General features: G+C 60.3%; 18 protein-coding genes. 10 read left to right on the top strand and 8 right to left on the bottom strand.

From position 1 onward, the window contains the following. Positions 1-122 precede the first annotated feature (122 nt). Complete coding sequence (locus tag BUE38_RS06225; RefSeq protein ID WP_073434135.1) at positions 123-734, bottom strand: superoxide dismutase; 612 nt, start codon at positions 732-734, stop codon at positions 123-125. Between the two features lie 443 nt (positions 735-1,177). Here BUE38_RS06225 and BUE38_RS06230 point away from each other — a divergent pair, with 443 nt between their 5' ends. From BUE38_RS06230 to BUE38_RS06245, 4 genes are all read left to right on the top strand, one after another. Next, entirely contained in the window at positions 1,178-1,945 is a 768-nt protein-coding gene (locus tag BUE38_RS06230) for an ATP-binding cassette domain-containing protein (RefSeq protein WP_073434136.1), read from the top strand. A gap of 128 nt (positions 1,946-2,073) precedes the next feature. Then, entirely contained in the window at positions 2,074-2,970 is an 897-nt protein-coding gene (locus tag BUE38_RS06235) for an iron-siderophore ABC transporter substrate-binding protein (protein WP_084541781.1), read from the top strand. Further along, entirely contained in the window at positions 2,957-4,942 is a 1,986-nt protein-coding gene (gene fhuB, locus BUE38_RS06240) for a Fe(3+)-hydroxamate ABC transporter permease FhuB (protein ID WP_073434137.1), read from the top strand. Before BUE38_RS06235 ends, fhuB begins: the two co-directional genes overlap by 14 nt. An 84-nt stretch (positions 4,943-5,026) precedes the next feature. After that, a complete protein-coding gene (locus BUE38_RS06245; protein ID WP_073434138.1) occupies positions 5,027-5,593 on the top strand; it encodes a peptide-methionine (S)-S-oxide reductase in 567 nt (188 codons plus the stop codon). Positions 5,594-5,663: 70 nt separating this feature from the next. Here BUE38_RS06245 and BUE38_RS06250 read toward each other — a convergent pair whose 3' ends face one another. Next, positions 5,664-7,766, bottom strand: coding sequence for a TonB-dependent siderophore receptor (locus BUE38_RS06250; RefSeq protein WP_073434139.1), 2,103 nt, complete (start codon positions 7,764-7,766; stop codon positions 5,664-5,666). 300 nt (positions 7,767-8,066) lie between these two features. Continuing rightward, positions 8,067-9,782, bottom strand: a complete 1,716-nt coding sequence (locus BUE38_RS06255; RefSeq protein WP_073434210.1) for a multidrug ABC transporter permease/ATP-binding protein — start codon at positions 9,780-9,782, stop codon at positions 8,067-8,069. 356 nt (positions 9,783-10,138) lie between these two features. On the opposite strand from BUE38_RS06255, the gene BUE38_RS06260 reads away from it, so the two are divergent. After that, the gene (locus BUE38_RS06260) at positions 10,139-10,759 is read left to right on the top strand and encodes a PRC-barrel domain-containing protein (RefSeq protein ID WP_073434140.1); all 621 of its coding nucleotides are present in this window, start codon (positions 10,139-10,141) and stop codon (positions 10,757-10,759) included. A 75-nt stretch (positions 10,760-10,834) separates the two neighbouring features. Here BUE38_RS06260 and BUE38_RS06265 read toward each other — a convergent pair whose 3' ends face one another. The 5 genes from BUE38_RS06265 to BUE38_RS06285 all read right to left on the bottom strand — a co-directional run bounded on the left by BUE38_RS06265 (position 10,835) and on the right by BUE38_RS06285 (position 16,915). Beyond that, positions 10,835-11,671 carry an ABC transporter ATP-binding protein gene (locus BUE38_RS06265; protein ID WP_084541764.1) on the bottom strand — a complete coding sequence of 279 codons (837 nt, stop codon included), beginning with the start codon at positions 11,669-11,671 and terminating at the stop codon, positions 10,835-10,837. A 67-nt stretch (positions 11,672-11,738) separates the two neighbouring features. Continuing rightward, the gene (locus tag BUE38_RS06270) at positions 11,739-12,824 is read right to left on the bottom strand and encodes a FecCD family ABC transporter permease (RefSeq protein ID WP_073434212.1); all 1,086 of its coding nucleotides are present in this window, start codon (positions 12,822-12,824) and stop codon (positions 11,739-11,741) included. A gap of 49 nt (positions 12,825-12,873) precedes the next feature. Further along, complete coding sequence (locus BUE38_RS06275) at positions 12,874-13,845, bottom strand: FecCD family ABC transporter permease (protein WP_073434213.1); 972 nt, start codon at positions 13,843-13,845, stop codon at positions 12,874-12,876. 26 nt (positions 13,846-13,871) lie between these two features. Further along, on the bottom strand, positions 13,872-14,807 hold the full coding sequence (locus BUE38_RS06280; RefSeq protein WP_073434141.1) for an ABC transporter substrate-binding protein: 936 nt from the start codon (positions 14,805-14,807) through the stop codon (positions 13,872-13,874). A gap of 137 nt (positions 14,808-14,944) precedes the next feature. Further along, complete coding sequence (locus tag BUE38_RS06285; RefSeq protein ID WP_084541766.1) at positions 14,945-16,915, bottom strand: ligand-gated channel protein; 1,971 nt, start codon at positions 16,913-16,915, stop codon at positions 14,945-14,947. A gap of 311 nt (positions 16,916-17,226) precedes the next feature. On the opposite strand from BUE38_RS06285, the gene BUE38_RS06290 reads away from it, so the two are divergent. The 5 genes from BUE38_RS06290 to BUE38_RS06310 all read left to right on the top strand — a co-directional run bounded on the left by BUE38_RS06290 (position 17,227) and on the right by BUE38_RS06310 (position 22,424). Beyond that, complete coding sequence (locus BUE38_RS06290) at positions 17,227-18,195, top strand: LysR family transcriptional regulator (protein WP_073434142.1); 969 nt, start codon at positions 17,227-17,229, stop codon at positions 18,193-18,195. Between the two features lie 71 nt (positions 18,196-18,266). Further along, positions 18,267-18,479, top strand: coding sequence for a DUF1656 domain-containing protein (locus tag BUE38_RS06295; RefSeq protein WP_073434143.1), 213 nt, complete (start codon positions 18,267-18,269; stop codon positions 18,477-18,479). A gap of 3 nt (positions 18,480-18,482) precedes the next feature. Beyond that, a complete protein-coding gene (locus BUE38_RS06300; protein ID WP_073434144.1) occupies positions 18,483-19,346 on the top strand; it encodes an efflux RND transporter periplasmic adaptor subunit in 864 nt (287 codons plus the stop codon). Between the two features lie 3 nt (positions 19,347-19,349). After that, positions 19,350-21,446, top strand: a complete 2,097-nt coding sequence (locus tag BUE38_RS06305) for an FUSC family protein (RefSeq protein WP_073434145.1) — start codon at positions 19,350-19,352, stop codon at positions 21,444-21,446. Positions 21,447-21,539: 93 nt separating this feature from the next. Further along, positions 21,540-22,424, top strand: coding sequence for an AEC family transporter (locus BUE38_RS06310; protein WP_073434146.1), 885 nt, complete (start codon positions 21,540-21,542; stop codon positions 22,422-22,424). The last annotated feature ends 13 nt before the right edge of the window (positions 22,425-22,437 follow it).

Here is a 22,437-nt window from a genome sequence, read left to right on the forward strand (position 1 = left end):
CAAGAGAATGGTTATCAGCGGGCTCAACGACAAACCGCGGCCCCGTCTCCGGGGCCGCGGTTCGCAAGGCGGTCAAGCCGCCAACGAAGGATACTGCAGCAGCAGTATCAGTCGGCTATCGCTCAGGCAGTGGCCGCCTGGTAACGACGCTCGACTTCGTCCCAGTCGACCACGTTGAAGAACGCGGCGATGTAGTCAGGACGCTTGTTCTGGTACTTCAGGTAGTAGGCGTGCTCCCACACGTCCAGACCCAGCACCGGCGTGTTGCCGTTCATCAGCGGGCTGTCCTGGTTGAGAGAGTTCTCGACCACCAGCTTGCCGTTGGCGTCGACACTCAGCCACGCCCAGCCGGAACCGAAGCGAGTCAGGGCCGCCTTGGTGAAGGCTTCCTTGAATGCCTCGAAGCCACCCAGTTCGCTTTCGATGGCTTCCGCCACCTTGCCCTTCGGCTGGCCACCACCGTTCGGCGACATGACGGTCCAGAAGAAGGAGTGGTTGGAGTGACCGCCACCGTTGTTGATCACCGCCTGGCGCTTGTCGGCCGGCACGCGATCCAGGTTGGCCACCAGTTCGTCAACCGGAACGTCCTCGAGGCCAGTGCCTTCCAGGGTAGCGTTGAGGTTGTTGATGTAGGTCTGATGGTGACGCGAATAGTGGATCTCCATGGTCATCGCATCGATGGAGGGTTCCAGTGCGTCGTAGGCATAGGGTAGATCGGGCAGTGTGTGTGCCATGGTGATACCTCCTTCCGTGTCGGATATTGTTCTGGTGGCGAGGGCAAAAGAACTCAACCCCGGCCGCCAGCTGGCTTGATAACGGGAAACATACTATCTACAGAAAAGACAAGACACTATAGGAAAGACAAGACATTCTCGCTACAGCTGTCGGGAAACCTCTGACAGGTACCGCCGGTCAAGGCAGCCTGAACAATCCATCTATTCTATCCGCCTGTTCTATCTGCTGCTTGCCTGGTTCGTCAATATGCTGTGCCGCTCATATTTCATCTCTCTACCTTGTCACTTCTGTGCCGGACATTTCAAGCATACACCGTATCGCAGCGCGACCCTGCCATCGGCCACGGCGGATTGACAACCAGAGCAAAATTGATAACCATTCCTATCTATTTTCCTGTTACCCTGCCGTCGAGATTCTTCGGCAGCGCCATATGGAGCCCGGAATGTTCGAACTTCAGGCTGCGACCTTCGCGGTCCAGGGCAGAACCTTGTTGCACCCCACCAGCCTCGGATTCGAGGCCGGCAAGGTTCACGGCCTGATCGGACACAACGGCTCCGGGAAGTCGACGCTACTCAAGCTCCTTGCCCAACAGCAGCCTGCCAGCAGCGGACGCGTCTGCTTCAACGGTCGTCCCCTCTCGGACTGGGGGCGTCGTGCCTTCGCCCGGGAAGTCGCCTATCTCCCCCAGCATCTGCCCAGCGCCGAAAGTCTGACCTGCCGTGAGCTGATCGGCTTCGGTCGCTATCCGTGGAAAGGACTGCTCGGGCGCTCCAACCGTGACGACGCGGAACATATCGAACGCGCCATGGCGCTGACCCATACCGAGGCTTTTGCCGACCGTCTGGTTGACACTCTTTCCGGCGGCGAACGCACCAGAGTCTGGCTGGCCATGCTGCTGGCCCAGGGCAGTCGCCTGCTGCTGCTCGATGAACCCCTTGCAGCACTGGATATTGCCCATCAGGTCGAGGTCATGTCGCTGGTGCGCACTCTGACCCATGAACTGGGGCTCGGCGTCATCATCGTACTGCACGACATCAACATGGCATCGCGCTACTGCGATCATCTAGTGGCACTGCACAGCGGCAAGGTCATTGCCGAAGGTGGGCCGGACAAGCTGATGCACAGCGATCTGCTCGAGAACATCTACGGCATTCCCATGCAGGTCATGCCGCACCCGGGTGGCCAGCACCAGGTGGCACTGGTTCACTGATGGAGCCTGATCCGTCCTCTCCCATGTTTCGCATTTCCTCTACTCTGGCCCACCCCTCCATGTACAAGGTCTCGCATTCTTCGCTCGCACGGCTCCCTCTCATAGTGGGCAGGCTGACAGTGGTCATTATGCTGGCGGATGCTCTGTCCATCGGTAACGCTCTGGCGACACCCCGTATCGCCAGTCTCGACTGGACCCTCGCCGAAACGCTGGTGGCACTCGATGCACCGCCCCAGTCACTGGCCCAGATCGATGATTATGTTGCCTGGGTGGGCGAAGACGTCCCCGACAGCGTCACGGACCTCGGGCTGCGCACGCAACCCAACATGGAACTGCTGGCCTCTCTGCAGCCGGACGAGATCATCATCTCGCCCATGTTCAGCAACCTGGAACCGTTACTGTCGGAAATCGCCCCAGTGAGGACTTACTCACTCTATACCCCTGGTACAGAGGTGTGGCCGGAGTTGCAGAGCCTGACGCGACAGTTGGGTGAGTTGAGCGGCCATCAGACCGAAGCGGAACAACTGATTGCGGCTACCGATGCACGCATGGATGAGCTCTCAGCCCTTGTCCCGCATGACACCAGGCCGCTGATTGCCGTGCAGTTCATGGACGCCCGCCATGTCCGCGTGTTCGGTGCCGGCTCACTGTTCGTGGCTGTCATGGAACAACTCGGCCTGGACAACGCCTGGCAGGAGACAACCAATGCCTGGGGCTTCACCCTGGTGGGCATCGAGCACCTGGCGTCCCTCGACGAGGCCCGACTGGTGGTAGTTGAGCCTCTACCGGCAGGTGTCAGCGAGGCGCTGGAGGCCAGTGGCCTGTGGCAGCACCTCGGCAGTGTGAAGCGCGGTGATGTCCTCACCCTGCCCCCGGTGTGGAGCTTCGGTAGCCTACCTTCAGCAACCCGTTTTGCCGAAACTCTGGTGAGTGCCATCACCGCCAACGAGACCGCCAACGAGAGTGCAGAGGCAAGCACAGAAAGGGACAGCACAGAAGGAGCAAGCGCCGATGCAGGCCACTGACCGCATGCTGACACCGGCCCGCACCACCCTGCTGCTGCTGGTGCTATGCCTCACCTGTGGCTGGCTGACGTTGACCTCGCTGGGCGGTATCGGCGCTGCGCTGGACAACCTGGTATCTCTGAGTTCATCCGGCGCGGAATCGCTGGTGCTGCATTACAGCTGGTGGCCACGCCTGGCAATGTCGCTGTTGGCCGGTGGAGGACTGGGGCTGGCTGGCGTGCTGATGCAGCAGGTGCTGCGTAACCCGCTGGCCTCGCCGACCACCCTCGGCGTCGCCAGTGGTGCCAATCTGGCACTGATGATGGCCACACTGCTGGCTCCGGGCCTGCTGGTTCTGGGCCGCGAGTGGGTGGCACTGGCTGGTGGTGCTGCCGCCATGGCACTGGTTTTCGCGCTCAGTTGGCGACGCCTGACGCCTGGTGTCGTGGTGCTGGCGGGGCTGGTGGTCAACCTGTACTTCGGTGCCATCAGTGTGGTGACGCTGCTGTTTCACCAGGAAGAGCTCAAGGGGCTGCTGGTGTGGGGTGCCGGCTCCATGGCCCAGAACGGCTGGGACAACGTCAGTTACCTGCTGCCACGCCTTGTCATCGCAGGTGCCGCCGCTATCTGGCTGACGCGTCCATTGGCATTGCTCGAGCTGGATGATGCCAGTGCGCGCAGTCTCGGCGTGTCACTGCGTTTCCTGCGTCTGTCCGGACTTGGCGTGGCGATATTCCTGACCGGTGCCGTGGTAGGTAGCGTTGGTGTGATTGGCTTTATCGGCCTCGCCGCCCCCAATATCGCCCGTATGGCGGGTGCTCGCCGACTTGGCCAGCGCCTGTGGTGGTCAATCATCATCGGTGCCCTGTTACTGGCAACGGCCGATCTGCTGCTGCAGAAGCTCGCTGGCCAGGCGGCGGCATTGATTCCCACCGGTGCCACCACCGCCATCCTTGGCGCCCCCTTGTTGCTGTGGCTGATCCCGCGCCTGCGCCTGACCCAGGGCCGCCCTCCCGTTCAAGCTCCGTCACTGGGGCCTCGTCATCCGCTGCCATGGCGCCGACTGCTGACCTTTGGACTGGCGCTGATGGTCGTTGTGTTGATCGCCTTGATGGCCGGACACACCGCCGAGCACGGCGATGCCCAGTGGTCGCTGACGCTGATGCCCGAGGTACTGGAGTGGCGTTGGCCACGCCTGCTGGCCGCCGCCGGCAGTGGCATTCTGCTGGCCATTGCCGGCACCCTGATCCAGCGAATCACGGCCAACCCCATGGCCAGCCCCGAACTGTTGGGCATCAGCGGTGGCGCTGCCATCGCGCTGATGATCACGGTATTTATCGTCCCGGGGCCCGGCAATCTGCTGTTGGTAAGTGCTGGCACACTTGGCGCCCTTGTCACACTGCTGGTGCTGGTGTTGCTCAACCGCCGCAGCGGCTTCCAGCCTGAGCGTCTGCTGCTGTGCGGTGTGGCCATTACCGCTATATTCGATGGCGTACGTGCCATCGCTCTGGCCGGTGGCGACCCTCGTGGCCAGCAGGTCATCGCCTGGCTGTCCGGTTCCACCTACTACGTCGACTCCAGTTCGTCGCTGGTGGTCATCGGTCTGGCTCTGATCGCGGCGCTGGTGGCTCTGCCCCTGGCTCGCTGGCTGGACATCCTGCCATTGGGAGCGGCAACCTCTCGCGCCCTGGGTATCGATGTCGAGCGTGCACGCCTCGGCCTGCTGGCACTGGTGGCGCTGTTGACCGCCTGTGCCACTCTGGTGGTCGGGCCACTGTCGTTCGTCGGTCTACTGGCACCGCACATGACCCGCATGCTCGGGCTGTCGCGAGCCCGCTTCCACCTGCTGGGCGCTGCCCTGCTGGGCGCACTGTTGATGGTCTTCGCCGACTGGCTGGGCCGTCAGTTGATGTTCCCCCAGGAGATCCCGGCAGGCTTGATGGCATCGATCATCGGCGGCAGTTACTTCATGTGGGGGTTGAGTAGGCGCTGACGCAGCCTCCAGCCTCGAAAAACAACGTTGCTCCGATAGTGAACAGCCGCCACCATGGAACCTCCATCACCCGAGTCTCCCTGGATGAACGAATCCCATCAACGTATTGCCTTTGGCGGCAGCTGTTACTGGTGCATGGAGGCAGTCTTCCAGTCCCTGCTTGGCGTCGAGAAGGTCGAGCAGGGGTTCGTCGCCAGCCACGATGAACATCACGCTGAAACGGACTTCTCCGAGGCAGTGATCGTTCACTTCGATCCGGTACATATCCCGTTGGCGGTGCTTGTCGAGATCCATCTACATACCCATCACTGTACTGCCGAACACTCCCGGCGCGAGCGCTATCGGTCGGCGGTATATGTCTTCGATCAACAACAGAGTATCGACGCACAGCGGATTCTCGCTGAACGACAGGCGGACTTCGATGCGCCCCTGGTGACACGGGTACTGCCCTTCGCGGCCTTCCGACCCTCGGAGCAGCAGTATCATGATTACTTCTACCGCAATCCCCAGCGCCCTTTCTGCGAACGCTGGATAGCTCCCAAACTGCGTGTGCTGTTGCAGAAATTCAGCCAGCAGACCGACCAGCAGCGCCTGAAACAGGCCGGGATTGATACCTCAGGGAAACAGCGCCAAGACACGGAACAGCGCTAAGCCATAAACAATATCGCCCGGCACAAGCCGGGCGATAAATACATCAGTCAGCGCTGATCAGAAACGGTGGTCAAAAACGATAGGTCAGACTGCCGATCACACTGCGCGACTCACCGTAGTAGCACCAGTAATCGCACCCAGCAACATAGTCCTCATCGGTCAAGTTATTGACGTTGACTTGAGCCGTCCAGTTTGGAGTGATGTCGTAACGCACCTTGGCATCAACCAGAGTGTAGTTGTCTACCTTGGTGTCAGAGTACTGTGGGCTATCAACCGACTCGCCGACATAACGAACGCCCCCTCCAACATTGAGGCCGTGCAATGCACCATTGAAGGAATAATCCATCCAGACCGAAGCCTGGTTGCGCGGAACCAGGCCGGCACGCAGGTCCTTGAGATCACTTTCGGAGCCGATGTCAACGCGGACATCCGTATAGGTGTAGGCTGCTGTCAGCTTGAGATTATCGGTCAAATAACCAATCCCCTCAAGCTCGAAACCCCGCGAATGCCGTTCACCACCCTGACGATTGCTCGACTCACCACTGGTATAAAGCGTGTCGCTTTCCTTGAGGTCAAACACAGCTGCCGTCATATACCCATCAAGCCAATCTGGCGCATATTTCACCCCCAGCTCCCACTGCTCGCCTTCACTGGGTGCATATGCATTGCCATCTGGGTCACTGCCGATGTTCGTGATAAATGACTCACTGTAACTCAGGTATGGAGAGATTCCGTAATCACCGAGATACATAACACCTGCGGAAAATGACGTGTTACTGGCATCACTATCCTGGCTCCCGGCGCCTTTCTGGCGATTGGTAATATCCACACTGTCGTGACGAACTCCAGCAAGGAAGATCCAGCGATCATCAAGGCGTAACTGGTTCTGGGCATACACCCCAACCTGTTCTTTTCCCTCCTCGTGCTCGGTACCGGCGTTTCGATCCGCAGGCACATAGTTCCCATGCTGTGGGTCAAATATATCGACAGGCCCAATAGAACCAGCAAAATCGTACTTGTCGTAATTTATATCCAAGTACTGATAATCCAGCCCCAGCAGCAACGTATTCTCGGTACGATCCGTGTACCAGCGACCTATCGCTCGGTTATCGACAGTAAAAGCTTCATAGTCGCCATCACGATAAGTCAAGCCGCGCGCGGCATTGCGTTCATCCTGCATATAGGACACATATACATCTCGCTCAAGCAAGTCGAGCTGGCTGTAACGCAGGTTCTGCAACAAGTCCCAATTATCATTCAGGCGATGGGTCAGCTCGTAACCCAATGCCCACTGCTCATGCTCCTGGCGCTCGTAATCCGGCTCACCGAGATTATCCTCGGGATCCACATGACCAAAGGGCGTATCGTCGACGGTGCCATACGGAAGCCTGAAGCCATTTGTCGGCGTACCGTGATCCTTGAGGTAACTCGCAAGGAAGGTAATGGTGGTGTCGTCATTGATATCCCAGGCCAGACTCGGAGCCCAGTACACTCGCTCATTATCGGTGTCATTGATTTCACCGTCTTCAGAGCGGAACAACCCCACCACACGATAACGAACATCTCCGCTCTCGGTCAGCGGGCCCGAGGTGTCCACGCCCACCTGTTCATGATCATTGGTGCCATACTGCAGCTCAATCAAGCTTTGCTGTTCGTCCGTTGGGCGCTTGCTGACAGCATTGATAACGCCGCCAGGAGGTGCCTCGCCGTATAGAATCGACGCTGGCCCCTTGAGTAGCTCGACACTTTCCAGGCCGAATGGCTCGGTACTCCACCAGAAATACCCACCTTCACGGAACTGTCGTAAGCCATCCTGATAGGTAGAACCGTTGGCATCGAAGCCTCGAATGAAGAACCAGTCAGCCTTGTTGTCCTGGCCATAGGGTTGAGACAGCACTCCACTCCGATACCGGAAGGTCTCGTCGTACTTGTTGACCGCATGGTCATCAAGTTCACCCCGTGTCACGACAGATGTCGAACGAGGCGTCTCCAGTACCGGAGTCTCTACCTTCAGTGCCGTGGCGGATACCACCATGGTCTGGGTATCGACGTCGGCGACGTCTTCGGACTGGGCAACAGCAGCAGGAGCAAGGCCAGCCAGGGAGAGTCCCAGGCCACAGCGAACTGCCACCGCCAGTGGCGACAACTTCAGGAATGGAGATGAGCAGATCATGATGTTCTTGTCTCGGATTGCGAATGTAATGGGAGCAGGCAAGGTCAATGCATATCGGAAGATGCAGACTGCATGCTAATCATTAACATTTGTAAACGCAATCGAGGCAAAATCTTGTCCGCCCGGCGTATGTTGCCTACCTTTCAACCTTAATCGCCAATATTATTCCTTATTTTCAGTAACATAGTTACACTCAGCGTCAAAAGCCTGAACAGGTGCAAGCAGCAACGATGTTTGACAATGGTGCCTCAAGATACCTTTTCCTGATCAGGCACAATTGTCCGGGTAGCTCCGCGACACTCAGATCTTGTCCAGACGCGCTACCGCATCGAGACTGACTTCATCTCGGAGGGCTCCCGTCAATTCGAAGAGTTTGCCGTTGCGCATCTCGAGTAGACGGTCGGCATGCTGGAAGTAGTGATCGTCATGGCTGATGGCGAGGATGGTTTTGCCCATCTGCTGCAGGCGTGGCAATAGATCGCGATAGAAGACACGTCGAAACTGTGGATCCTGGTCCGCCGCCCACTCGTCCAGCAACAGAATGTCGCGCTGCTCGGCTACCGCCATCAACAACGCCAGGCGCTTGCGCTGCCCCTGGGATAACTCCGGGTTGGTGACTCGCTGCCCATCGAAATGGAGTTTCTCGCGCATGGCAAGATACTCGAGCCAATCCTCCACCAGGCGTGGATCAGCCTGACCACCGTCCTGACCGATCAACTGGTCGAACTGATGGAAGTCGGTGAATACCGCCGAAAAGCGCTGCCGCCAGGCGCAGAGCTGTTCGTCACTTACCGGCTTGCCATCGAGATGGATTTCACCACTCTCCGGACGGTAGAGCCCGGTCAGCAACCGCGCCAGCGTCGACTTGCCACTGCCGTTACCGCCGATCAGGAACACCAGTTCACCACGACGCAACACCAGGTCGATGGGGCCGACACGGAATCCTTCTCTGCCCGCTTTTCCACCAACTTCTCCACCAACTTCTCCACCCACTCCCCTGCCGACATCACTGGTACCATATTGGAAACACACGTTTTCCAGCGACAACGTCTGCCAGTCTCCCGGCAAGGCTTCCTGTATATGGAAGGCGTCGTCATGCTCGGCGAGTTGCAGTTGGTGCAATTTGTTGAAGGCCACCTGAGCGCTCAACAGCGTCGGCAGCGCCCCCACCGCCTGAAGCAGTGGTGTACGCAGAAACAGCAGTGTCAGTGAGTAGGTGGCTGCCACCCCAGTGGTCGCCCAGCCCAGGCCATTGGCAAGAAAGAACACGATGCCGATGGCACCGAGCATCATGATGTTCGACCAGTTGACGGCACTCAGATGGTAGGTATCGGCACGCACCACCTGATCACGGTAGTCCCGGGCGTTGCCGATGAAGGACTCCTCGAACAGGCGGCGTGCGCGGCCACGATTAAGCGCCAGTTCCTTGCGACCATGGATGACAGACTCATAATCGCGATACAGCCGCTCCTCAGCCTCACGCACCCGGGCGAGATGTCGGTAGACCCTGGATACCAGCAACGAACCACCGATAATGGTGATCGCCACCCATAAGGAGGTGACCAGCAATAGCGAAGGCGATAACCAGCCCAGATAGAGCGCCGAACCGATCGTCAGAATGATGCCCTGAACCAGCTCCGGTAGTCTCACGAAGGCAATGGTGATATTGCGTACATCGCTGGACAGGCTGGTCAGCAGTTCGGCGCTGCCCAACCGCTCGAGGCGTTCGATATCGGTATCGAGGATACGCTTCACCAGGCGTCCACGCAGGCCGAAGACGAAATGATGGCCAAGCAGGGTCAGAGCCAACTGTGATGCGAGGGTCACCACCAATAGCGCGAGGATGACACCGAGAAACTCCGGCAACACTCCCATCGGACCGCCCACGTTCTCGATCAGTCGACGGTTGATGAAGGCAATGGCACCGATGCCCAGCGCCGCACTGGCCAGACTGAGGACCATCACTCCAATGAAGGGCCAGCGGTAGTATCGATAGACGACAGACAACAATTCCAAGAGCATACCTCGTCAGACCAGCACCATTCTGCACCGCGCGCCTGATGTGATCCGGATCAATGACAGATGCGGCGCAGCATTGTCTCGCAGCCCACCAGCAATGAAAAGCTTTCTCACCTGTTCATCCTCTTGCTGACGTGACATGAAATCCAGCAGGGAAAGGAGCTCGCTACCGCACAGCGGGAGAGGAACTCTCGACAGGTAATGGTATCTACTGCAGCATGCCTTTTGCGGGACTTCATTCCATGTGGAAAGGGAAGTACTTAAAAAGGAAAGCACCAGGGAAAAACGCCAGGGAAAGCCGTTACCGTCAGCGATGACAGGCGGCCCCATACAGATAACAAGGAGCCACACCCATGAAGACTTCTCTCAAGCTCACCTCCGGCAGTATCGGTAGCGCACTGCTCATCAGCGGTCTTTTCATCAACGGTGCCGCAATGGCCGCCGATGATGGCGCCCATCAAGGGCTTTACTCCGCCGATGAGCTGATCGGCGCCGATGTCTTTGCCGCCGATAACCATGGAGAGGCAGCCGCTGAAGTCGAGGATGTATTGTTCGACAATGACATGCAGCTGGCCGCACTGGTGGTGGAGAGCGGAAGCCTGCTCAATGCCGGCCATCGCCTGTATGTCATCGAGACCGGTAACTTCCGTGTCGAAACGCACAATGGCAACAGCCTCGACAACATCGAGTACGAGGTCTATCTGAACCTCAACCAGGACCAGGTCAGCGAGCAGCCGGAATACACCGACACCTGGTGGAACAACACCAAGAATGATCTGAACCAGGCCTGGCAGAGCACTCAGGAAGGTGCCCAGAGTGCATGGCAGGCAACGAAGGAAGCCACCTCCAATGCGCTGGACTCCGCCGGCAGCACCATGCAGGATCTCGGTAACAAGATTCAGGGATCCACCGACGACGCCGAGAACGTAGACAGTTCCATGAGCGAAGACAGCACCGAAAACACCGCGAACTGAGCCGTGATGCTTGATCAGGCTTGATCTACGAGCCCTCCTCTGGAGGGCTCGTAGCGTTTCATCTGACCAGGTTCATCACTGTACGCGCCCCAGCCCGGCCAACAACGGCTTGCCGGTCACTGGATCCTCTACCAGGGTGCAATCGACGTCATACAGCTCGCGTACCAGTTGTGAAGTGACGACCTCGCCCGGACTACCCTCGGCCACAATCTGTCCGCCTCTCATCGCGACCAGGTGGTCTGCATAGCGACAGGCGCTGGTCAGATCATGCACCACCATGACAATGGTGCGCCCCTCCCCGACCAGCTTGCGCAGCAGTTCAAAGACCTCCAACTGGTGTCCCAGATCCAGTGCCGAAGTCGGCTCATCGAGCAGGATGACCGGCGTCTGCTGGGCGATGGTCATGGCAATCCAGGCTCGCTGCCGCTGACCACCAGACAGTGTATCCAGACTGCGATCGGCCAGACTCTCCAGGCCTGCCGCTGCCAGCGCCTCGGCCACCACCCGTTGATCCTCTTCACTCCACTGTTGCCACCAGGCCTGATGTGGCTGGCGGCCGAAGCGAATCAAGTCGGTGACGGTCAAGCCTTCCGGCGCCAGTGCTTCCTGAGGCAACAAGGCAACTCTGGTGGCCAGCTCCGCCGACGGCAATCCACGAATATCGCGACCATCAAGCAACACTCGTCCCGCCGCTGGTGCATGTAGACGCGCCAGGCCCGCCAGCAGTGTCGACTTACCGCAACCATTGGGGCCGACGATGGCGGTCAACTGGCCACTGGGCAGGCCCAACTGCAATTCCTCGATAACGGTATAGCGACCGTGCCGCAGCGTCAGCGCCTCCACCTCATAGGGCAGGCAAGGCACGTTGCTGTCGGGCAACGGCTGCGCTTCAAGACTCGAGGGATTATTCATGTTCTGATTACCTTGACTAGGGTTATCCTGGCCCTGGGTTATCTTGACCAAGGGTATCTTGATCGCGTTATCTCGACCCGGAAGAACGCAGCAGAATCCACAACAACCAGGGGCCTCCCACCACTGCCGTGACGATACCCACTGGAAGTTCCAGCGGCGCGAGCAGCAACCGGCCGCACAGGTCTGCCAGCACCATCACCAGCGCCCCGGCCAGCGCCGAGCCCAGAACCGGCACCTGACGCGGCGAACCCAGCGAGCGCGCAATTTCCGGGCCGATCAAGCTGACCATGCCCACTGGTCCTGCCACCGCCACAGCAAGCCCCGTCAGCACCACCGACGTCGCCAGTACCTGAAAGCGACGCCGCCGCATGGGCACGCCCAGACTCATCGCCACCGCGTCGGAAAATCGCATCAAACCAAGCGAACGAGCCAGCCACAGTGACAATGGCATCCCCAACACCAGCCCGATCAGCAGCACCAGGGTCGCGTTGGGCGGACGACTGTTGAGGCTGCCCACCGTCCAGGGCCAGGCGGCATTGGCCAGGTCAATCGCCGAACGCGCCAGCATCAACTGGGTCAGGGCGGCAAACACAGCACCGACACCGATACCTGCCACAATGAAACGATAGCCGCGAGCGCCACCACCCACGGACAGACCAAAGGTGATGACCGCAGCAGTCGTCGCCCCGGCCAGCGCCATGGCCGAGGGAGCCAGACTCAGCCCCACCCCGACCACCGAGGCCACGGCAAAGGCCGTGGCGCCGTTGTCGATACCGATGATGCCAGGGGTCGCCAGACGGTTGCGGGCAAGAGTCTGCATCAGACAACCAGCCACAGCAAAGGCCGCACCAGTCGCTACTGCAGCCACCAGCCGCGGCAGACGCAGTTGCTCGACCACAAAACGCGGCATGGCCTCGCCTTCGCCGAGGATCATCTGCCATAACGCCGCTGGGGCGATCGGTACATTACCCAGACACAGATAGGTCCCACTCGCCACCAGTAACGCCAGCAGCAATACCAACAGAGCCAGGACATCGCGGCGGTCGATCAGCACACTGAAGCGACCCTGGCGCCACCACCAGTATCCTCGGGGCGCGGTAACCCTGTCCTTCAACCTGTGGTCTGACGGAAGACGAGAGCCTGACTGGGGCATGGCGGAAGAACTTCGCTCAATCATCGATTCAGGGCTCATGGCTCACAATTCAGGACAGGGTGGGTAGGCGTCGAGCACGCACAACTGCAATAAGTACCGGGGCACCGCAGATCGCCGTCAGCACACCAAGTGGCAACTCGGAGGGCGCAACCAGACAGCGCGACAGGATATCGGCCAGCAGCACCAGCAAGGGGCCAAGGGGCAGGCACAGCCACAGGGTACGGCGCAGGTCCGGTCCGCACAGTGAACGTGCCAGAAAAGGCACGACCAGTCCGACAAAGGCAATCGGTCCAGCAATCGCTGTTGCACCGCCGACCAGCAGCGCCACGATGATGACCGCCAACAGCCGCAGTCGTCCGGGGTGATGCCCCAGCCCGGCACTGGCTCGCTCGCCCAACGCCAGACTCGACAGCGGGCGTACCAGTGCCAGTAATACCAGCCCGGCCAACGCCATGCTCGGCAGTACTGCCAGCAGGTCATCAACACGTCGACCGGCGAGGCTGCCGACCACCCAGAAACGGATCTCATCTGCGGCGCGCTGATCCATCAGCAGCAGCAATGATGTCAGAGCCGCCAGCAGGCTGGAGAACGCCGCCCCCGCCAGCACCAGACGAATCGGGTCATTACCGACGCCGCGCAACCGTGTCACGCTCAGCACACAGGCACAACCCAGCAAGGCCCCCAACTGGGCCATGCCCACGCGCAGCTCCATCATACTGGCGCCCAGCGACAGCATGATCGCGACGGCCAACGCACTCCCGGCGCTGACCCCCAGCAAGCCGGGCTCGGCGAGTGGGTTACGCGATATCGCCTGCAACAGCGCACCGGATATCGCCAGCGCCATGCCGACGGCCAGGCCGACCAGAGTCCGCGGCAGACGCAGGCTCCATACGGTAAAGGCAGCATCGGCATCCTCGGCCCTGAACAGCACCATCAGTGACCGCCACACACCAACGTCGCCAGCCCCGATCAAGAGGCTGGCGACGCAGGTCACCAGTAACAGCATCAGCGCCGCCTGCATGGGGCGGCGCAGTTTTTCATCGATCATCACTGGGTCGCATTGCTCTCAACGGCCGTCTCGATATCGTCAAGCACCGCCTGGGCGGCCAATGGACCGCTGGCGCTTGTCCACAACTGGCCATCCACCGCTACGACCTGGTCGCGCTGGACCACATCAAGGCGTCGGAAGGCTTCGCTCTGGCTTGCCGTTTCCAGCGCCTCCTGGCCGTCCTCGTTGAGCGTGGCCAGGAACAGCCAATCACCTTCAATCTCGGGCAGCGCCTCGAGGCTCAGCGGGTCACTGTGTGGTCGCTGGTCAGCGACCAGGCCGCTATCCTCGACCGCAAAGCCAGCGGCACTCAACATCCCGGTGGAGAACAGCTTAGTCGACATGACCAGCGGGCCCTGGGGCATCCAACGCACCAGGTGGGTACTCGGTGCCTGGCCTTCGGCATTGATGCGCGCCTTCAACTCCTCGGCACGCTGGTCGACAGCCGCGAGGGCCTCATTGATCTGCGGCTCACGCCCCAGGGCTTCACCAAACAGCAGCGCCTCGTCCCGCCAGGCATCGGGAGAGAAGCCCGACGACGGAGGTACCACCGTGGGAGCCACCTGGGAAAGCAGTGCATACTGCGCCTCGGGCAGGCGCGGCGACGCCAGGATCAGATCCGGCGACAGGGCCACCACGGCCTCGAGGTTGGTTTCACCGGCCAGACCAACCATCTGGATATCCGGCACCTGATCGCGCAGGTAATTGGCCACCTGCTGGCCACCCCGCGTGGCAATCGCCCCCAGCGGTGTAACCCCTGCCGCCAGGGAGGCATCCAGCGCTCCCTCGTACAGGGTCACGACGCGCTGCGGATCGTCATTGACCTCTACTTCGCCAAAGGCGGTGTCCAGGCTACGAGCCATGGCCGCCGAGCTGCCCAGGGCGACGCCGGCGAGTACCCCAAGGGTGCAGAACAGGTTGCGTTTACTCAGCATGAGGATTTCCCGGTTCAGACGCGAGCGACCACTGATGGCGCTCGTCGTTTTCTGTAATCTTAATCAATCTCGATCGTATTGTATTGTGCGATGGAGATCGTCGCGTGTTGCGGAACGCTGCGTTGCGTGATCGTCGATCAGAAGTCGACGTTCAGGCCCAGCCACAGCCGCCGTCCATCGTCGACATAACCGTATTCGTCATAGGTAATGTCTTCATCGAACAGGTTGTAGATACCGACATTGACCCGGGCGGCATCCGTCAGTTGGTAGCCGATGCCGGTGTCAACAAAGGTGTAGGAAGGCGCCACGATACTGCTGGAGGAAGGCCCAGTATTCGGTTGGCTTTCCTCGCCGCGGTAGGTCACACGGGTCCACTGGGCCAGGCGGTCACTGACGTCCCAATCCAGGCTGGCGGAGACCTGGTGCTTCGGTAGTTGCGTCAGCGGCTCACCTTCGTACTCGCCGCTCTTCTGCTCCGAGTCGGTGTAGGTATAGCTGGCCGACAATTCCAGTGACTCGCCAATGGGCGTCGACAGCGAAAGCTCCACGCCCTGAGTCACTGCCTCATCGACGTTGATACGGTAGGTCGGATCGGAGCCGTAGTCGTTGGGCCCAGCGGGGCATACATCTGTCGGACAGGCCACGCGAGTGATCTTGTCGTCGAAGTCGTTGTGGAACACCGTGGCACTGGCCGCCAGACCGTTGTCGGCGGTGTACAGCACCGCCAGTTCCTTGTTGAGTGAGGTTTCCGGCTCGAGATCGGGGTTGCCATAGACATCGCCACCGCGACTGGTCTGCCCCCAGTCCGGCGTGATCTCACGTAGACTCGGCGAGCGATAGCCGGTGGAGACACCGCCCTTGAGTGTCCAGTTCGGCGCCATGTGCCACACGCTGTAGAGACGCGGGCTGACCTGGCTGCCATAGTTCTCGTCGTCGTCGAGGCGCACCCCGCCAGTCAGCGACCAGTCCTGGGTGATCATCCATTCATCTTCGGCAAACAGCGCCCACTGGCTGTTGCGCACATTGGTGCGACCGGAGATCTTGTTGGAGGTCTGATCGTCGAGCTCCTCTTCTTCAAAGTTCGCCCCGACCGTCACCATGTGCGCCCCCAGCGGCATCACCAGACTACTGCGCGCTGTGGTATTGGTAATCTCCATCTCCCGAGTACGGTTCTCCGCCACTTCACGCTGAACGAAGGTCTCACTGGTGCCGAAGCCCCAGCGTCCGGTGTGCGTCAGCGCAATGTGCTCATGGGTGAACTCATCGAAACTGTCCTCACACCTACCTCGGCAGCCTTCGGAAGGTGCTGACTTGCCCATCAGGGATTCACGGTCCTCGGAGGTCCTTCCCGCCTCGAGAGAGAAGTCATGATCACGGGTCGGTGTCAGGGTCAGGCGTGCGGTGAGGCTCTCGAGACTCTTCTCCTCGTAGCCATTGAGGATATCGTCCTCCTCGCGATACTGCCCCTGGCCATAGACCTGCAGCCCCAGCAGATTCTCGATCAGCGGTCCCGAGGCGTAGAAGTTGGCCTGACGACTGTTGCCGGAGGCGCTGTCTTCCTGAATGACCGTATCGAGCTGCAGGTTGCCGTGCCACTGGTCGGCAACCTTGCGGGTGATGACATTGATGACCCCGCCGATGGCATCCGAGCCATACAGCGTCGACATCGGGCCACGCACCACTTCAATGCGTTCGATGGACTGCAACGGTGGCAGCCAGTCCTGCTCGAACCCGGCACTGCCGTTGGGACGTGTCTCGCGAGTATTCTGAGGGCGACCATCGACCAGAATCAGCGTGTATTGCGACGGCATCCCGCGAATACTGATGTCATGCCCATTGTCCCCGGCTCCCCCACCGGTGACGATGACACCGGGTACATCGCGCAGGGCGTCGGTGACATCGCGGTAGTAACGCTTCTCCAGATCCTCGCGGGTAATGACACTGATGGACGCCGGAGCATCGACGACCTGCTGGTCAAAGCCTGAGGCCGTCACCACTACATCATTCAGCTCGACAGCCTGCTGAGCGGTTGCAGAGGTTGCGGCGGTGGCACTGGCCATGGTCAACAGGGTTCCCGTAAACCAGGGGCGATGGATCGGGCGGGGCATGGGGCGAAGACCTCCTTGGGCGATATTGCCAGTCGACTCGCTGCACGGGGCCAGCCGGCGCAGGCTCGGTTCGGCAAATCAGTAATTGTGGACACAGAGAATGTTATAAATATTAATCTTTCTCATTTAGATTCTTTCATGAAAGTTCCCCTTATGTCGCGGTACAGCGTGTTGCGGGTTACGCAACGACAAACACCCCCTTTCCTGGCTCAAGTCGTTTAAATGCTAATCATTAACAGCCACAAAATGGTATGCTGCGAACCTGCTGATGGATTCGCCAGACCCAGACTCGCCCACTTCCGGGAGGCCAGATGCCCGATCTTGACGAACTACTCGCCTTCAATCGCGTAATGGAAACCGGCAGCCTGACCCGTAGTGCTGCAGAGCTGGGACTGGCCAAGTCCACCCTGAGCCGCCGCATAAGCCAGCTCGAGTCGCGTCTGGGCCAGCCCCTGCTCAAGCGCCAGGCCAATCAACTACTGCCCACGGAAGCCGGCCATCGCTACTACGTAATCAGTCAACAGATTCTCGAACTAGCCGATGAAGGGCAGCGGGCTCTTGACTCACTGCGCGAAGAAGTCAGCGGTGAGATTCTGCTCGAGGCGCATCGCACCCTGACCCGTAGTTGGCTGGGACATTCGATGCGCGAATTTCTGGAACAACATCCGGCGGTCAGTGTGGCGCTACATACTCGCCCCACCCCACCGCGTGATCCGGAGTTTCGCGGCGTCAGTGTGTGGTTGGGAGAAGTGGGTGAAGGTGGACTGCGTCAGGAGGTCATCGGACGTCTGGCACGGGGGATCTATGCCCATCCCGATTACCTGAGGCGCCACGGCCAGCCTGACCATCCCCAGGCGCTGACGCGGCATGCGTGGATCGACATGATCGGTGAAACCGACAATGGATTGGTGCTCCGTCACCCGGATGGCGACGAGGTCAACTTCCACCCTCCCGGCTCCCGTTTCCGGGTCGATCAGCCCATGTTGCATATCGATGCCATCGCCGGTGGCGGCGGCCTGGGCGTGCTGCCGTGCTGGATTGTCGAATCTCGAGAACGAGCCCACCCCGGAGAACTGGTGCGCTGCCTGGCAGACTGGCAGTTGAAGCCTCTGGACGTGACGTTGCTGTACGGATTCGGCCACCAACCCCGCAAGGTCACCGCCTTGCTGGAGCACCTGCGCCAATCGCGTCCCGACGCCTGGCAGGAGACGTCTGTCACTGCCAACCGGCAGACGTCTCAGACAAGCCACCAGGCCGCCGCATCCGGTGGTCGTACCTGAACGCCCGTACGCAGATCGTCGACTCTCTGATAAGCTGAAAGCCATATCGACTGACGCAGTGGAGAGCACAGATGGCGCTAAGGGAATACGCGCTCGGCGGTGTTTATTTCAGCCCCTTGTTGCTGTACCTGATGGCAGGAATCGTGGTGGCACTGCTTCTGCGCTTTGTGCTGTACCGACTACTGGGTTCCTCGCGACTATGGTACGAAGCCTGGCTTGATACCTCTCTGGTTGTACTGTGTACCGCCGCCATTGCCTGGCTCGGTGCCAGGTCTGGAGTCTGAACCATGCATCGAGCCCTTCGCCTGCTGATTACCGCAGCCGTCGCGGCGGCTGCCATCGCTGCCGGATTCTGGTTGTGGAAGTACTACCTCTATACCCCCTGGACCCGCGATGCTCGTGTCTCTGCCGATATCATCACCATCGCCCCCGATGTCTCCGGCCGCGTGCTGGAACTACCGATCCGCGATAACCAGCATGTCACCGCCGGACAGATGCTGTTTCGCATCGACGCGGCCCGCTATCAGGCAGAACTGGATCATGCCAACGCCATCGTCGAGCAGCGCGAGGCCGAGTTGCAGTTGAGCGAACACGAGGCTGGCCGCAGAGCTCGCCTGAGCAATCAGGCGATCAGTGCCGAGAGTCGTGAGTCTTCGGAAATCAATCGCCAGGTCGCCGCAGGCTCGCTGACAGAAGCTCGCAGCGACCTCGCCAGTGCACAGTTGGACCTGGAGCGTACGGAAATCGATGCACCGGTATCCGGCCACGTTCTCAACCTGCAGCTGGCCGAAGGCAATTACGTCAACCGTGGCACGGCGGTCATGGCCCTGGTCCGCGATGATTCCTGGTACGTTACCGCCTATATGGAAGAGACCAAACGCCCAGCCTTCAAGGTCGGCGATCCGGCGTGGGTAACACTGATGAGTGGTGATATCGAACTGGCCGGGCATGTGGAAAGCATCGGCAGAGCCATCGCCAATGACAATGAGACGCCCAACAGCCAACTGCTGCCCCAGGTGCAACCGACCTTCAGTTGGGTACGCCTGGCCCAACGCATCCCGGTGCGTATCGCGCTGGACGAATATCCCGAGTCTATCGACCTGAGCGCCGGTATGACGGCTACGGTCCACATCACGCCGGATGCCGAGTAGATCATGTCGGTCTGGTGGCAGGCATACCTGACTCCTTCCGGTGATGCCGTCAAGTTCGCCATCAAGGCGACCCTGGCCATGCTGCTGGCGTTGTACCTCGCGCTCTGGTTTGACCTGGAGCGCCCCTACTGGGCACTGATCTCGGCAGCCTTTCTGCAGATTCGTCCGATGAGCGGCATGGTCTTCGAGAAGGGGTTGAGCCAATTGGCCGGCACGGCCCTCGGCTGCCTGGTCGGCATCGCCATCATGGCAGCCTTTGTCCAGGCCCCGATCCCGGCACTCGCCACCCTGACCCTGTGGATCATGCTGTGCACCTATGCGGCCTCGGTGACCCGCAACAATGCATCCTATGGCTGTGTGATGGCGGCGGTCACCGCCATGTTGATCGTCATCATCACCGCCAGTGCCCCGGATGGTTTGTTTACCATTGCCGTGGCGCGGCTGACAGAGCTGTCCCTGGGCGCTGTGTGCGCTACCCTGGTCAGCTCACTGCTGTGGCCGACCCAGGTCCGTGACCATCTCACCGGACTGGCCGATGATGTGGTCAACCATGCCTTCCGGCACGCCGCGCTGCGCTTGAACAACAGCACTGATATCAGTGCACTGCAGAGTACCCTGACCGACAGCCTCGCCCCGCTGACACAGCTCGAGACCGACAGTCAGGCGGCACGCTATGAGGGACCGGAGGGTCAAGGGCGTATTCGCGCCAGCCATGTGCTGACACGACGTACCTTGCGTCTGATGGCGATCCTCTATGCGCTTCAACAGCTTTTGCGCTACCACGGAGAGCGATTACCACAACGAATCTGCTCTCTGGTGGCGGACATAGCCGACGGCATGCAGCAATCTGCCGAGAGCTCCGGCGTTGCAGAGGCACGTGAACAGCTCCAGCAACTACGCCACCGCGCCCTTGCCTGCCTGGATGAGACCGCCAACGAGCAGAGCAGCGAGCTCGATCCGGATGCTGCGCTGCGTGTTCGCCTGCTGATCGGCCTGCGCGAGGCCCTTGGCCACGCACTGGTGATTCTCGACGCTCGTGAAGCCATGCACACTCCGTCGCAAAAGCGACTCAAGGCACCGTCACTGGCCTGGCACCGCGATCATCTGACAGCAGCACTCAACGCTCTGCGCTCAGGCCTGATCTTTGCCCTGTTGGCCAGCTTCTGGGTGTTGACCAGTTGGGACAACGGCCAGACCGCCATGTTGCTGGGCACACTGTTCTCGGCCATGTTCGCCACCCGCGAGAATCCAGCGCTGGTGGCCTCGATGTTCGGCAAGGGCATGCTGTTCGCGATCCCCAGCGCCTTCATCTTCGGCCATATCCTACTCTCTCAGGCGCATGGCTTCGGCATGCTGGCACTGGCCTTTTTCCCTCCGCTGTTCCTCGGTCTGCTGGGGGCCGGCAATCCACGGCTGACCGGCTACTGCCTCGGCTTCACCATCGGCAATATCCTGTTGACCATGCCCGGCAATGGCATGGATCTCAGTTTCGATGGCTTTGCCAATCGCGCCATCGCAGTCATGATTGGACTCTCGGTGGTGGTGATGGCCTTCCGCATGATTCCCGGCTTGCCCACCGGGCTGCGCAAGTATCGTCTAGTGGCGGCCACCGTTCACGACCTGCGGAGACAGGAGAGCTACCCTCTGCATGAGGCAGAAACTCGCTTCAGTGGTAAAATGGCCGACAGATTGCTGCAACTGGCGCACCATGACCATCTGCTGCCGGAAGATCGCCGTTACCTGTTCAGCCTCGGGCTGACAGGCCTTGATCTCGGCTACGCCAATATGCACCTGCGTCGTCGCCTGCAGGAAGTAGGTGGGCGACGGGTCATCGAGGCTCGCCACGAACTGACACAGGCGTTGGCCGATGACTACGCCGCCAGCGCCAGGGGGCAGTCACCGCAACGCGTCGCCGAGTGTGGTCGCGAACTGATCCAGGCACTGGACGATGATGCCTCCATCACTGGCCATCAGCGCCTGCAGGTATCGGGCCTGATCGAGCGCCTCGAGCTGTCGCTGCAACGTCAATCGGAACGCGCCCGTAACGCTCGTAACGAGCCGCTCGCCTCCCGGCAGAGCGAAGAGGCCACCGCAGGCTGACTCCAAACGGCATCTACACCGCTTGCCGTGGCTCGTCCTGTTTCGCGGAACAACCTCCCGGGCTTCGTGCCCGCACAAGGAGATCGCTGATCTATGCTTGCTGAACTCATTGCTGTCATGGCACCGGTCGTGGCCGGTGCGGGACTCGGGTTCATCTGGATTCGCCGCGGGCTGGAATACCCCGTGGCCTTCGTGACACGCCTGGTCTTCAACATCGGCACCCCGGCATTGGTCATCGCCTCACTGTCCGGGGCAGAGATCGATGCCTCCAGCTTCGGGCGCACCATGCTCGCCACCGCCCTGGTGTTGATCAGTATGGGAGCCCTGTCATTCGCACTGGCCAGACTGCTGCGTCGCGACTGGCGTGTGCTGTTGGCACCGACCATGTATCCCAACACCGGCAACATGGGCCTGCCGGTAGTGCTCTACGCTTTCGGTGAAGCTGGCTTTGCCTACGGCATCACCGTAATGGTCACAGTGTCGCTGTTCCAGTTCACGATCGGCACCATGCTCGCCAGCCGTGGCAACCCGCTCAAATCTCTGGTCAAGACACCAACCGTCTATGCCATCCTGATTGCCATGGTGCTGCTGCTCACCGATACCGAGCTGCCGCTGTGGCTGGACAACAGCGTTGACCTGATCTCGGGCTTTACCGTGCCGCTGATGCTGATAACCCTGGGCGTCTCGCTGGCCAGCATCCAGGTCCGGAGTCTGCGCTCGGGTATCAGCTTCAGCCTGATTCGCATACCGGCGGCAGTGGGCGTCGCCTGGGTGATTGGTCACTGGCTCGAGTTGCCGGCCATGGCCCTGGCAGTACTGGTGTTGCAGATGAGCATGCCAGTCGCTGTCTTCAACTACCTGTTCGCTCAGAAGGCCCAGCGAGAACCGGCCTATGTCGCCAGTCTGGTGTTCTGCTCGACACTGCTGTCGCTGATCTATCTGCCCATCCTGCTGGCTCTGCTGATGAACCGAACCTGATACGGGGGATCCA

It is taken from the genome of Halomonas cupida (assembly GCF_900142755.1).
In the GTDB taxonomy this organism is placed as follows: Bacteria; Pseudomonadota; Gammaproteobacteria; order Pseudomonadales; family Halomonadaceae; genus Halomonas; species Halomonas cupida.

Bases quoted from the DNA above. Each gene is read 5' to 3' on its own strand.
- BUE38_RS06225 (WP_073434135.1), bottom strand. From the start codon at position 734: ATGGCACACACACTGCCCGATCTACCCTATGCCTACGACGCACTGGAA.
- BUE38_RS06230 (WP_073434136.1), top strand. From the start codon at position 1,178: ATGTTCGAACTTCAGGCTGCGACCTTCGCGGTCCAGGGCAGAACCTTG.
- BUE38_RS06235 (WP_084541781.1), top strand. From the start codon at position 2,074: ATGCTGGCGGATGCTCTGTCCATCGGTAACGCTCTGGCGACACCCCGT.
- fhuB (WP_073434137.1), top strand. From the start codon at position 2,957: ATGCAGGCCACTGACCGCATGCTGACACCGGCCCGCACCACCCTGCTG.
- BUE38_RS06245 (WP_073434138.1), top strand. From the start codon at position 5,027: ATGAACGAATCCCATCAACGTATTGCCTTTGGCGGCAGCTGTTACTGG.
- BUE38_RS06250 (WP_073434139.1), bottom strand. From the start codon at position 7,766: ATGATCTGCTCATCTCCATTCCTGAAGTTGTCGCCACTGGCGGTGGCA.
- BUE38_RS06260 (WP_073434140.1), top strand. From the start codon at position 10,139: ATGAAGACTTCTCTCAAGCTCACCTCCGGCAGTATCGGTAGCGCACTG.
- BUE38_RS06265 (WP_084541764.1), bottom strand. From the start codon at position 11,671: ATGAATAATCCCTCGAGTCTTGAAGCGCAGCCGTTGCCCGACAGCAAC.
- BUE38_RS06270 (WP_073434212.1), bottom strand. From the start codon at position 12,824: ATGCCCCAGTCAGGCTCTCGTCTTCCGTCAGACCACAGGTTGAAGGAC.
- BUE38_RS06275 (WP_073434213.1), bottom strand. From the start codon at position 13,845: ATGCAGGCGGCGCTGATGCTGTTACTGGTGACCTGCGTCGCCAGCCTC.
- BUE38_RS06280 (WP_073434141.1), bottom strand. From the start codon at position 14,807: ATGCTGAGTAAACGCAACCTGTTCTGCACCCTTGGGGTACTCGCCGGC.
- BUE38_RS06285 (WP_084541766.1), bottom strand. From the start codon at position 16,915: ATGCCCCGCCCGATCCATCGCCCCTGGTTTACGGGAACCCTGTTGACC.
- BUE38_RS06290 (WP_073434142.1), top strand. From the start codon at position 17,227: ATGCCCGATCTTGACGAACTACTCGCCTTCAATCGCGTAATGGAAACC.
- BUE38_RS06295 (WP_073434143.1), top strand. From the start codon at position 18,267: ATGGCGCTAAGGGAATACGCGCTCGGCGGTGTTTATTTCAGCCCCTTG.
- BUE38_RS06300 (WP_073434144.1), top strand. From the start codon at position 18,483: ATGCATCGAGCCCTTCGCCTGCTGATTACCGCAGCCGTCGCGGCGGCT.
- BUE38_RS06305 (WP_073434145.1), top strand. From the start codon at position 19,350: ATGTCGGTCTGGTGGCAGGCATACCTGACTCCTTCCGGTGATGCCGTC.
- BUE38_RS06310 (WP_073434146.1), top strand. From the start codon at position 21,540: ATGCTTGCTGAACTCATTGCTGTCATGGCACCGGTCGTGGCCGGTGCG.